At 66.6% G+C, this 11,951-nt stretch carries 12 protein-coding genes; 6 read left to right on the top strand and 6 right to left on the bottom strand.

Going from position 1 to position 11,951, the window contains the following annotated elements:
- On the top strand, positions 1 to 199 hold a 199-nt coding region (locus AC1DR7_RS12210; protein WP_457321383.1), incomplete at its 5' end, for an integrase core domain-containing protein.
- A gap of 71 nt (positions 200 to 270) precedes the next feature.
- Here AC1DR7_RS12210 and AC1DR7_RS12205 read toward each other — a convergent pair.
- The 5 genes from AC1DR7_RS12205 to AC1DR7_RS12185 form a co-directional block, all read right to left on the bottom strand.
- A complete protein-coding gene (locus tag AC1DR7_RS12205; protein WP_256776241.1) occupies positions 271 to 882 on the bottom strand; it encodes a glutathione S-transferase family protein in 612 nt (203 codons plus the stop codon).
- Positions 883 to 967: 85 nt separating this feature from the next.
- Positions 968 to 1,426 (bottom strand): cell wall hydrolase, encoded by a 459-nt coding sequence (locus tag AC1DR7_RS12200; RefSeq protein WP_256776242.1) that lies wholly within the window; start codon positions 1,424 to 1,426, stop codon positions 968 to 970.
- Positions 1,427 to 1,716: 290 nt separating this feature from the next.
- A complete protein-coding gene (locus AC1DR7_RS12195; protein ID WP_457321260.1) occupies positions 1,717 to 3,750 on the bottom strand; it encodes an oxidoreductase in 2,034 nt (677 codons plus the stop codon).
- Positions 3,751 to 4,050: 300 nt separating this feature from the next.
- Complete coding sequence (gene yczE / locus AC1DR7_RS12190; protein ID WP_478052186.1) at positions 4,051 to 4,662, bottom strand: membrane protein YczE; 612 nt, start codon at positions 4,660 to 4,662, stop codon at positions 4,051 to 4,053.
- Between the two features lie 87 nt (positions 4,663 to 4,749).
- Positions 4,750 to 5,775 (bottom strand): zinc-binding alcohol dehydrogenase family protein, encoded by a 1,026-nt coding sequence (locus tag AC1DR7_RS12185; protein ID WP_256776245.1) that lies wholly within the window; start codon positions 5,773 to 5,775, stop codon positions 4,750 to 4,752.
- Positions 5,776 to 6,143: 368 nt separating this feature from the next.
- Here AC1DR7_RS12185 and AC1DR7_RS12180 point away from each other — a divergent pair, with 368 nt between their 5' ends.
- From AC1DR7_RS12180 to AC1DR7_RS12165, 4 genes are all read left to right on the top strand, one after another.
- Positions 6,144 to 7,235 carry an OmpA family protein gene (locus AC1DR7_RS12180; RefSeq protein ID WP_256776246.1) on the top strand — a complete coding sequence of 364 codons (1,092 nt, stop codon included), beginning with the start codon at positions 6,144 to 6,146 and terminating at the stop codon, positions 7,233 to 7,235.
- 582 nt (positions 7,236 to 7,817) lie between these two features.
- Complete coding sequence (locus AC1DR7_RS12175; protein WP_256776247.1) at positions 7,818 to 8,327, top strand: hypothetical protein; 510 nt, start codon at positions 7,818 to 7,820, stop codon at positions 8,325 to 8,327.
- Between the two features lie 22 nt (positions 8,328 to 8,349).
- Positions 8,350 to 9,183 (top strand): pseudouridine synthase, encoded by an 834-nt coding sequence (locus tag AC1DR7_RS12170; protein WP_457321250.1) that lies wholly within the window; start codon positions 8,350 to 8,352, stop codon positions 9,181 to 9,183.
- Between the two features lie 92 nt (positions 9,184 to 9,275).
- Positions 9,276 to 9,620: a hypothetical protein gene (locus AC1DR7_RS12165; RefSeq protein WP_457321252.1), complete on the top strand. Its 345-nt coding sequence runs from the start codon at positions 9,276 to 9,278 to the stop codon at positions 9,618 to 9,620.
- A 116-nt stretch (positions 9,621 to 9,736) separates the two neighbouring features.
- Here the strand turns inward: AC1DR7_RS12165 and kbl are convergent, their stop codons facing one another.
- The gene (gene kbl / locus AC1DR7_RS12160) at positions 9,737 to 10,948 is read right to left on the bottom strand and encodes a glycine C-acetyltransferase (RefSeq protein WP_478052838.1); all 1,212 of its coding nucleotides are present in this window, start codon (positions 10,946 to 10,948) and stop codon (positions 9,737 to 9,739) included.
- 195 nt (positions 10,949 to 11,143) lie between these two features.
- Here kbl and AC1DR7_RS12155 point away from each other — a divergent pair, with 195 nt between their 5' ends.
- The gene (locus AC1DR7_RS12155; RefSeq protein ID WP_256776251.1) at positions 11,144 to 11,845 is read left to right on the top strand and encodes a TorF family putative porin; all 702 of its coding nucleotides are present in this window, start codon (positions 11,144 to 11,146) and stop codon (positions 11,843 to 11,845) included.
- Positions 11,846 to 11,951 lie beyond the last annotated feature (106 nt).

Raw genomic sequence — 11,951 nt, 5'->3', positions numbered from 1 at the left:
CGATTGCTACCAGAATGCGCTGGCAGAACGGGTAAATGGGATCTTGAAAGGCGAATTCCTGCTGCATCGCCCTCGGGACCTGGCGCAGGCACGGCAGATGGTGGCCGAGTCGGTGGCGATCTATAACGCCGAGCGACCGCACCTGTCCCTTAAAATGCAGACGCCCGATGCAGTCCATCGGGCGTCCTTGGCCGCCTGACGGCGGCTGAATCATCCGCCACAGGTGTCAACCTATGGCAGGACGGGTCAATAGGCACCATCACGCCGGGCTCAGCGCAGTCCTTCGGCCTGCAGCGTCGCCTGCACGCCCGGATCGGCCTCCATGCGCTGCTTGAACGCGGCCACGTTGTCCAGGCCGCTCAGGTCGACCTTGGCGCCAGCCGCCCAGCGCAGGGTGATGTAGAAGTAAGGATCGGCGAAGCTGCGGAAGCCGGCCAGCCACTGGCGACCTTCCAGCTGCTGGTCGGCGCGTTCGAACAGGCCACGCAGGCGCTTGAGCGCGATGGCGCGGACCGCGTCGTACTGGCCTTCATCGCCGATGAAGTTGCCCGGCCCGAACAGCGGCTTGAACGCCGGGTGCAGGTCCGAATTGACGAAGGACAGCCAGCGGGTGGCTTCTGCGCGCTGCTGGGCGCTGCCGTCACCGGCCAGGCCGGCCTGCGGGTAGGTGTCGGCGATGTAGCCCATGATCGCCGCGTTCTGGGTGAGCGTGAAGTCGCCATCGACCACCGCCGGCACCGAGCCGACCGGATTGATCTTCAGGAACGCCGGCGCCTTCAGGGTGTCCTTGTCGAGCAGTTCCACCTCGAACGGCTGGCCGGTCCACTGCAGGGCGATGTGGTCGGCGGTGGAGCAGGCACCGGGCTTGCTGTACAGCTTCATGGGAACTCCGTTGGGGGTGATGGGTCAGCCGCTCACTATTCCAGAGCAGGACCCGCATCCTCAACGGTATGGCCGTAACAGACCGTTACGACGCGCGCGGCTTGAGTTTCTGCACGCGGTAGAAGGTGTGGTCGCCGATCGTGGCCACCTGGTAGGCGTTGCGCCAGCTCGGGTTGGCGATCGACAGTGCGGCGAAGTGGCTCGCCCCGGGCACGATCTCCTTGCGCTCACCGACCGGCAGGGCCCAATTGCGCTCGGCATCGAAGGCCACGGTCATCGCTTCCTGCCAGGCGTCGGCGTTGCCCAGCTGGGTGCCGGGGGCGACGATGGTCGGGGCGAACTGCTTGCGCGCGGTGACCACCTTGCACATCGAGTCGCCCCACAGCCCGCTGTCCAGGCGGCGCAGGGCCACCTCCGCGACGGCTTGCTGGCCGCGCAGGGTCTGGTCACGCGCTTCGAGGTAGACGGTCGTGCTCAGGCACAACGAATCGGCGGCAGGCTGCGGCAACAACTGTGACAGCCAGAGAATCCAGGCCAGTTTCATAAATCTCCTTGCTCCGTGTGGGCCGCACCTGGCTGTCCATCCGATCATGCGGACGGGGCGAGGGTACGACTTGGCGTCATGGGGAGGCGGCCATCGGGGCCGCCCGGGAGCGGACCCGAACAAGACGTGGGGTCCGCGCGCTCACTCGAACTGGGTGGTGAGCGGGAAAGTTGGCGCACGATAGGGGGCCATTTCCCAATGCATCCTGAACTCAGCGGCTTGACATTCAGGTTCGAAGCGGGGCCCGAATTGCGCTCACGGGCCCCTATTCAGGTCGCGATTGACCGTGTTCAGAGCCCGGCCGCGAGGTGGCTGCCCTGGTGGATGGCGCGCTTGGCGTCCAGTTCGGCAGCCACATCCGCGCCGCCGATCAGGTGTGCGTTGATGCCGGCGGCCAGCAATGCGGCATGCAGATCGCGGCGCGGTTCCTGGCCGGCGCAGACCACCACATGATCGACCGGCAGCGTCTGTTCCTGGCCTTCGATGCGGACGTGCAGGCCGGCGTCGTCCACGCCCAGGTATTCCACGCCGCCGAGCATTTTCACGCCCTTGGCCTTGAGCGTGGCGCGATGGATCCAGCCGGTGGTCTTGCCCAGCCGCGCGCCGGGTTTGCCTGGGCTGCGCTGCAACAGCCAGACCTTGCGCGCGGGCGCTTCGGGGACGGCCTTGGCCAGTGCGCCGCGACCTTCGAAGGTCGCATCCACGCCCCATTCGGCCATCCAGCGGGCCGGGTCCAGTGCGCTGGACGGGCCGTCATGGACCAGGAACTCGCCGACATCGAAGCCAATGCCGCCAGCGCCGATGATCGCCACCTGCGCCCCGGCCTCGACCCGGCCGAGCAGCACGTCCAGGTAGTTGATCACCTTGGGGTGGTCGGCGCCGGGGAAGTCGACCCGGCGCGGGGTGATCCCGGTGGCGACCACCACCTCGTCGAAGCCGGCGAGCAGGGCCACGTCGGCGACCGTTTCAAGCTTCACGGCCACGCCGGTCTCGTCGAGCTTGTGGCGGAAGTAACGCAGGGTCTCGTGGAATTCTTCCTTGCCCGGAATGCGCTTGGCCACGTTGAACTGACCGCCGATCTCGGTGCCGGCATCGAACAGGGTGACCGCATGACCGCGCTCGGCGGCCACGGTGGCGCAGGCCAGCCCGGCCGGGCCGGCGCCGACCACCGCCACGCGCTTGGACGTGGTCACCGGGCGGTAGACCAGCTCGGTCTCGTGCACGGCGCGCGGATTGACCAGGCAGCTGGCGGTCTTGTTCTCGAACACATGGTCCAGGCAGGCCTGGTTGCAGGCGATGCAGGTGTTGATCGCGTCCGGGCGGCCGGCGCGCGCCTTGTTGGCCCATTCCGGGTCGGCCAGCAGCGGTCGCGCCAGCGACACCATGTCCGCGCCGCCGCCCGCCAGGATGCGCTCGGCCACCTCGGGCATGTTGATGCGGTTGGTGGCGATCACCGGCACCTGCACGTGCGGCTTGAGCTTGGCGGTCACACCGGCAAAGGCCGCGCGCGGCACCGACGTGGCGATGGTGGGGATGCGCGCTTCGTGCCAGCCGATGCCGGAATTGATCAATGTGGCGCCGGCGGCTTCGATCGCCTTGGCCTGCTGCACGATCTCGTCCCAGTTGCTGCCGTCCTCGACCAGGTCCACCAGCGACAGCCGGTAGATGATGATGAAGTCCGGGCCGCAGGCCTCGCGGATGCGGCGCACGATCTCGACGGCGAAGCGCATGCGCTGGCTGGCGTCGCCGCCCCAGCGGTCAGCGCGCGTGTTGGTGCGCGGGGCGATGAATTCGTTGATCAGATAGCCTTCCGAGCCCATCACTTCAACGCCGTCGTAGCCGGCCTCGCGCGCCAGCCGCGCGCTGCGCGCGTAATCGGCGATGTGACGCTCCACCCCGCGCGAGGACAGCGCACGCGGGGTGAACGGGTTGATCGGCGCCTTCAGCTTGCTGGGGGCCACCGAGAGGGGGTGGTAGGCGTAGCGCCCGGCGTGCAGCAGCTGCAGGCAGATCTTGCCGCCGTTGTCGTGCACCGCAGCGGTCACCTGGCGGTGCGGACGCACTTCCCACGGCCAGGACAGCTTGCCGCCGAACGGCTTGAGCCAGCCGACCACGTTCGGTGCGAAGCCACCGGTGACGATCAGCCCCACGCCGCCGGCGGCACGCTCGGCGAAGTACGCGGCCAGGCGCGGGAAATCACGCGCGCGGTCTTCCAGGCCGGTGTGCATCGACCCCATCAGGATGCGGTTGCGCAGCTGGGTGAAGCCAAGGTCCAGCGGAGTGAACAGATGGGGATAGGCGGAGGATTCGGCGGCTGGCGACATGTCGATACGCTTGCGTACGGAAGCGTGAAGGGTGCCGCGAAAGGCCCCCACAAGCAAGGGCCTTTCGCGGCCCCCTTCGCGCTGTCGCGCCCCGCTTTGCTGCGCAAACCGCGAGCCCCGTCTCACCACCACCCAGACCCCCGCGCCTTCGGCGCCTCCCTCTGACGCAGGGGGCGCCTTTCCAGGTGGATCGCGTGGGTGACTACCGTTGGTTGGCACGTGCACAGGTAGTGCCGGCCGTTGGCCACCGTTGGAGGTCGAGGACCCGGCCAACGGCCGGCACCACCGGGCCAGATGCGGTTACGGGGTGGCTGCCGCCGGGGCAGGCTTGTGGATCCCGAACAGCGGCAGCGTCACGCCGCACAGTGGGCCGATCAGCAATGCGAAGGCGAGGGTGCCGACGCCGACGTTGCCGCCCAACTGCCAGCCGATGACCAGCACGGTGCCTTCGATCAGGCTGCGCACGATCCAGATCGGCCAGCCGGTGCGGGCGTGCAGGCCGGTCATCAGCCCGTCGCGCGGGCCGGGGCCGAAGCGCGCGCCGATGTACAGGCCGGTCGCCAGCGCGACGAGCAGCAGGCCGCACCCGAACATCGGCACCTGCCAGGCAAGGCCCTGCACCTCCGGCAGCAACCACAACCCGAACTGCGCGCTTGGCCCGATCAGCATCACGTTGAGCACCGTGCCCAGGCCAGGCTTCTGCCGGATCGGCCACCACAGCAGCAGCACCAGCGCACCGATCACGTTGGTGGCCACGCCGAAGGACAGCGGGGTCTGCAGCGCGATGCCCTGTGACAGCACATCCCACGGCGCCACCCCGATCGCCGCACGAATCATCACCGCCGCGCCCATCCCGTACAGGAACAGGCCGATCAGCAGTTGCAGCAGACGCAGGGGCAGGGACGTGGGCATGGCCGTTTCACCGAAGGGGGCCTTGACTGTAGGCCGCCCCGTTGCGGGCAGACAGATACAGTTGGGCGCCAATATGCGCCGACACCGTCATTCCCAACCGGCGAGTACCAGCTTGCCGATCACGCTGCCGCTCTCCAATTGGCGATGTGCCTGGCGCAGGTTGGCCGCGTTGATCGCACCCAGATGCGCGCTGCGCGTGCTGCGCAGTTCGCCGGCATCGACCAGGCTGGCAACGCGGTTGAGGATGCGGTGCTGTTCGATCCTGTCCTCGGTGCGGAACTTGGCCCGCGCGAACATGAATTCCCAGTGGATGCCGATGCACTTGGCCTTGTACGGATCGCCGATGCGCAGCGCGCCGCGCGGCTCCACCACCAGGCCCACATGTCCCTGCGGCGCCAGCAGTTCACCCACTACATCCCAGTAATGATCGGTGTCGGCGAGGTTGAGCGCGACCTGCACCTGTTCCATGCCCAGCGCCTGCAGTTGCGGCGGCAGCGGCTGGCGATGATCAATGACGTGCGCGGCGCCCATCTGCCGGCACCAGTCCGCCGATGCCGGGCGCGAGGCGGTGGCCACCACGGTGAAACCGGCATGCCGGGCCAACTGGATCGCGATCGAGCCGACACCACCGGCGCCGCCGATGATCAGCATCACCTGGCCGGCATGTCGACGGTCATCGAACTGTAATGGCATGCGCTGGAAGAGCAGTTCCCACGCCGTCAGTACGGTCAGCGGCAGCGCCGCCGCGTCGGCGAAATCAAGCGTGGCCGGTTTGCGCCCGACCAGCCGCTCATCCACGCACTGCCATTGCGCATTGCAGCCCGGTCGGGTGACATCGCCGGCGTAATAGACCTCATCGCCCGGCGCGAACGCGGTGACCTCCGGCCCCACCGCATCGACGATGCCCGCCGCGTCATAGCCAAGGATGCGCGGCGGATCTTCCTGCTGCGCGCGCGGTGCACGTTGCTTGGTGTCCACCGGATTGACGGAAACGGCCTGCACGCGCACCAGCAGATCCGCGCCTGTGGGCGGGCCGGGTTGCGCAACGTTCAGGTCAAGTAGTGCGTCGGGATCGTCGATCGGCAGGTAACGGGTCAAACCCACAGCGTTCATGGCGGCTCCAGCGCTGGCTTGTTCGTCATCATACGGCTGCTGACAAAGCTGTTACTGCGCTGAATCACCCGTAAGGACGCGTTAACGCTGGAATACGGCATTGCACAGCGGAAATGCAGGCAAAAAAGCCGAAACCCTTGTCATTGCTGGGTCTTGCGGAATTTCATCAACCTGTATAGGGTGCCACCAGCTGGACCGGTAGAGGTCTGGCCGTCGTCTTCACATGTTACGTGACCGTTAACATCACCTTCACTCGCCTGAGCATAATGTTCGCGGCGGTGGCGTGCTGAATCGGCAGTCTGAAAACGACGCAGGTGCTGGCCCATGCCTCTACCGGTTTCATACCCCCGAAATAGGAGCTGTACTCAATGAACAAGAAGATCCTTACTGCCGCGCTGCTGGGCGGTCTGGCTTTCGCCCAGGCTGCATCGGCGCAGGATTTTGATGACCGCTGGTACCTGACCGGTTCGGCCGGCTTCAACTTCCAGGATAGCGACCGTCTGACCAACGACGCTCCGTTCGTGACCCTGGGCCTCGGTAAGTTCATCAGCCCCAACTGGTCGCTGGACGGCGAGCTGAACTACCAGAACCCGAACTTCGACGCGAACCAGGATCTGAACTGGAGCCAGTACGGCGTGTCCGTCGATCTGCGCCGCCACTTCATCTCCGAAGGCCGTGGCTGGAACCCATACCTGCTGATGGGTCTGGGCTACCAGAAGTCGGAAGAAGAGTACAACTCGCTGAACCTGAATGGTCCGCGTGAGCGTAAGGACGGCAACTTCGCCGCCAAGGTCGGCGTCGGCCTGCAGACCACCTTCGAAAAGCGCGTTGCTGTCCGCGCCGAAGTGGCCTACCGCGCTGATTTCGACGACCAGAGCATCTCGGCTCCGAACGAAAGCTGGTTCGGCGACGTGCTGGCTTCGGTCGGCGTCGTGATCCCGCTGGGCCCGGCCCCGACCGCTGCTGTGGTTGCCCCGGCTCCGGTGGCGCCGAGCTGCGCAGACATGGATGACGACGGTGACGGCGTCAACAACTGCGACGACAAGTGCCCGGATTCGCAGCCGGGTCAGACCATCGGTCCGGACGGTTGCCCGGTGCCGGTCTCCATCGACCTGAAGGGTGTGAACTTCGACTTCGACAAGGCGACCCTGCGTCCGGACGCCGTGGCGATCCTGAGCGAAGCCACCGAGATCCTGAAGCGTTACCCGGATCTGCGCGTTGAAGTTGCCGGTCACACCGACTCGAAGGGTACCGACGCTTACAACCAGAAGCTGTCGGAGCGTCGCGCCACCACCGTGTATGACTACTTGACCAAGAACGGCGTGTCCGCTTCGCGTCTGGTGGGTCCGATCGGCTACGGCGAGAGCCGTCCGATTGCACCGAACACCAACCCGGATGGTTCGGACAACCCGGAAGGTCGTGCAAAGAACCGTCGTACCGAGCTGAACGTCCAGAACTAATCCTTCTGGTAGTACAGCCTCAGAAGAGGGCCCGGCATTGCCGGGCCCTTTTTTTTTGCCTGTTCTTCTCCAAAAGCCAAAAGCTGTCGTTGCCGCCGGGTCCCAGGCTGGGCGGGGGTGTGTGGGTTCGCGGGACACGCTGCAAGTACATCCCTGTAAGCTCCGTCGCCGCATCCATGCGGCTCAGGGTCCCGCGAACCCACACACCCCTCCCTCGACAGTGGGCCGGTGGCCAATGAAATGCGCCGAGCGAAAGCAGGCAGGGCCGTCGCGCCCCGTCTTTCCTGTGCGCACCAGCCATGTGTCGGAGGCTGGTAGGGGTGGGGTTGCGGGACCCTGAGCCGCATGGATGCGGCGACGGAGCCTMCAGGGATGGATTCACGGCGTGTCCCGCAACCCCACCCCTACCGGCCCAGCTCGGGGCAAGCGGACATGGGGGCGAACTTGACCTTCGCTCCGCGCTCTTGATCAAGAAATCAACAATAAATCCAACAAGTTGCCGTATTCATTGAATGTGGGATCTTGAAAGCCGTTGTGGCGCTGTTAAACTCGCCGCGTCAACCCCTTTCCTGGATGCATCCCATGCTGCGTATCGCACTGGCCGCCGTGCTCGGCCTGGCCCTGGTCCCCACCGCCTACGCAGCCGTGGATTGCTCGGCGCATGCCATCAGCGCCTCGCCGCTGCCGCTGCCGGCCACCGCCGTTGCGCCGGTTGCCGAAGAGCTCTACATCCGCAACGTCCAGCTCGGCATGCCCGCTGGCGTGCTCACCTCCAATTTCGACCAGCAGCAGTCGCTGGACCGCGTCCTGCAGCGCCTGCGCATCGATGGCTGCCAGAACATCGCCAAGGCCATGCCCGGCGCACCGGCGATCAAGGCCAACGATCCGGCCGCGTACAAGCCGGCCACCGAGTTCGACAACACCCCCTGGCGCTTTGACATGAGCCAGAACGGCAAGCGCATGACCGCCGAGGAATTCGACGCCTGGATGAAGGCGCGCGGCGTGCGCGTGGTCAAGGCGCGGCCGGTGCCGGCCGCCGCCCCGGCCGCCGCGGAAGCACCGGCTGACACCAAGCCGGGCGAGAAGAAGTAGGCCGCGCGCTGCGCGGAGCACGATGAGCACACGCCGGCCCCCTGCCGCGCCAGCCGCTCGACCACGCCGTCCCGAGCGGCGTGCGTCATCGACCAGCCCCGCGCGCAGCGACGGCGCACCCCGCCATGGCCTGGCGCGCGTGCTGTCCAAGGCCGGGCTGTGTTCGCGCACTGAAGCGGCGCGGTGGATTGCCGCCGGCCGCGTCACCGTCGATGGCCGTGTCATCAACAAACCCGAATTCCCCATCGTCGACGGTCGCCACCACGTGCGCGTCGACGGTCAGCCGCTGGACGCGCCGCGGCGCATCCACCTGATGCTCAACAAGCCGCGCGGCCTGGTCACCACCGCCCAGGACGAGCAGGGCCGCGACACCGTCTACCGCTGCTTCGATGACGCCGGGTTGCCGTGGATCGCCCCGGTCGGGCGGCTGGACAAGGCCAGCGAAGGCCTGTTGTTGTTCAGCAACGACCCGCAGTGGGCCGCACGACTGACCGACCCGGCCACCGGCCCGGACAAGACCTACCACGTGCAGATCGACGCCATCCCCGATGCCGCGCAGCTGCAGGCGCTGTGCACCGGTGTGGAGGACGAAGGCGAACTGCTGCGCGCGCGACGCGCCACCTTGCTGCGCAGTGGCGACAAGACCGCGTGGCTGGAAGTGGTGCTCGAAGAAGGCCGCAACCGCCATATCCGGCGCCTGCTGGCCGCGTTGGATATCAACGTGCTGCGCCTGGTGCGCGTGGCCATTGGGCACCTGCCGATGGGCGCGCTGGGCAAGGGTGCCTGGCGTGAACTGAGCCAGCGCGACCTGGATTTGCTGTATGCCGCGGCCGATGGCGCCGTGGCGCCGCCGTGACGCCGTGGCCTGCCCGTGCGCGGCAGGCCGACCGAACCAGGCAATGGATGGCCGCGTACCCGACGTTTCATTCACCCCCGGGAGATTCCCCCATGCATGCCAACCTGCTCAATCGCCCCCTGTTCCGCAGCGCCTGCCTGCTGCTGCCCGCCGTGCTGCTCACCGCGTGTGGGGGCCACAAACAGGCCGCCAAGGCCGAGGCCCCGGTGACCGACAAGGTGGTGGAAGTCAAAACGCCCGAGCTGGACGGCCGCGGCAGCTACCGCTTCATGATGAGCGACGGCGACAAGAAGATGTCCGCCGATGAGTTCGACGCCTGGATGAAGGCCAACGGCATCCGCGTGGCCAAGGGCAACGGCCAGGACAGGCCGGTCGCCGCACCGGTGGTGGTGGCCAGCAAGGAAACGGCCAAGGACAAGAAGAAAAAGAAGAAGTAAGCGGCTGACGCCGGCCGTGGGTCGGCGAGGGCACACAGGCGTGCCCTCGCCAGATGTTCATGATGCCGCTGCGGAGAGCCGCCACCCATGGGGTGGCGCTACCCGGTTTGCGCGTGTCAGTGCTTGATCACGCCCAGCTCGAGGCCAATGCGGGTGAACGCATCGATCGCCCGGTCCAGGTGGGCACGCGTATGCGCGGCGCTGATCTGGGTACGGATGCGCGCCTGGCCCTTGGGCACGACCGGGAAGAAGAAGCCGATCGCGTAGATGCCTTCTTCCAGCAGGCGCTCGGCGAACTTCTGCGCCAGCGGGGCGTCGTACAGCATCACCGGGCTGATCGGGTGCACGCCCGGCTTCACGTCGAAACCGGCGGCGGTCATCTTCTGGCGGAAATAGGCGGTGTTGTCGGCCAGCGTGCTGCGCAGGTCGTCGGCGGCGGCCAGCATCTCGAAGGCCTTGATGCCGGCGGCGACCACGTGCGGTGGCAGCGAGTTGGAGAACAGGTACGGGCGCGAGCGCTGGCGCAGCAGTTCGACCACTTCGGCGCTGGCGCAGGTGAACCCACCCAGCGCGCCGCCCATGGCCTTGCCCAGGGTGCCGGTGATGATGTCGATCTTCTCCAGCACGCCCTTGACCTCGGCCGAGCCGCGGCCGGTGGCACCGAGGAAGCCGGTGGCATGGCATTCGTCGATGTGCACCAGCGCGTTGTACTTCCTGGCCAGCGCGGTGATCTCATCCAGCGGGGCGATGAAGCCGTCCATGGAGAACACGCCGTCGGTGGTGATCAGCTTGGTTCTGCAGCCGGCGGCATCGGCAGCCTGCAGCTGGGCTTCCAAGTCGGCCATGTCGCAGTTGGCGTAGCGGAAGCGCTTGGCCTTGCACAGGCGCACGCCGTCGATGATCGAGGCATGGTTCAGCGCGTCGGAGATGATCGCGTCGTTCTCGCCGAGCAGCGGCTCGAACAGGCCGCCGTTGGCGTCGAAGCAGGCCGCGTACAGGATGGTGTCCTGCTTGCCGAAGAACGTGGCGATCTGCTTTTCCAGCTGCTTGTGCAGGTCCTGGGTGCCGCAGATGAAGCGCACCGAAGCCATGCCGAAGCCGTGGCTGTCCAGCGCGTCCTTGGCCGCCTGGATCAGGTCCGGATGGTCGGCCAGGCCCAGGTAGTTGTTGGCGCAGAAGTTGAGCACCGTGCGGCCGTCGTCCAGGGTGATCTCGGCCGACTGCGGGCTGGTGATGATGCGTTCGGACTTGAACAGGCCCTGGGCGCGGATCGACTCCAGTTCTTCAACATAGTGCTGGGTCAGCGGGGCGGTGGTGGCATCGCTCATGGCAGGCAGTCTTCGGCACGGGAAAACCGGGATTTTACCTGCCGGCGGCGACGCTGGGGTTGCGCGCGCCGGCCGATCAGGCCAGTGCCGGCACCGACAGTTGCAGACGTGATTGTTGCATCGCAATATCAATCAGGTTAAAAAACTGTAAACCGCCGCCATTCCGCCCACCCCCACCGTCTGGAGAGACCCCGCATGAACCACGCCACGCGCTGTACCGCCGCCGTTGTGCTCTGCGCCGCCCTGCTTGCCCCGTTCGCCGCCAGTGCCCAGGACGAGGCCGCCTCTCCCTTCAGCTGGAACGTCACCGGCGTCTCCGACTACGTGTTCCGCGGTGTCTCGCAGACCGACGAGGACCCGACTCTGCAGGCCGGTTTCACCTACACCTCGCCGGTCGGTCTTTACGCCGGCGTGTGGGGCTCGGGCGTGGACTTTGGCGACGGTGGCCCGGATGCCGAGGTCGATTACCTGATCGGGTATGCGTTCGACGTCACCGACAACGTCAACCTGGACCTGCTGCTCAATCGTTACACCTACCCGGGCTCCAGCGACCTGGCCTACAACGAGTTCATCACCAAGACCACGTTCGCCAAGCAGTACAGCCTGACGGTGACCTACACCAACGATGTATTCAATTCGGGCACCGATGGCTGGTACTACGCCGTGGGCGGCGAGTGGGCGCTGCCGCAGGAGTTCACCCTGGCCGCCAACGTGGGTCGCAGCACCTTCGAGGAAGGCATCTCCAAGGACTACACCGATTGGAACATCGGGGTGAATCGCAGCTTCGGCCTGTTCACCCTGGGCCTGGGCTATTACGGCACCGACGGCAACGGCCGCGACAACTCCGGCAAGCTGGCCGACAACCGCGTGGTGTTCACGGTAGCGGTAGGCAAGTAGTGCCGGCCGCTGGCCGGCTCCTCGCGCCACCGGCCACCCCGCGAAACAAAAAAAGGCGCCCGGATGGGCGCCTTTTCAATGCTGGCCTGGCACCGGATCCCCGCTG

The sequence above is a fragment of the Stenotrophomonas sp. P5_A9 genome (assembly GCF_056400525.1).
Note: the sequence above shows the minus strand (reverse complement) of the source record. Positions and strands in the feature narration are given on the sequence as shown.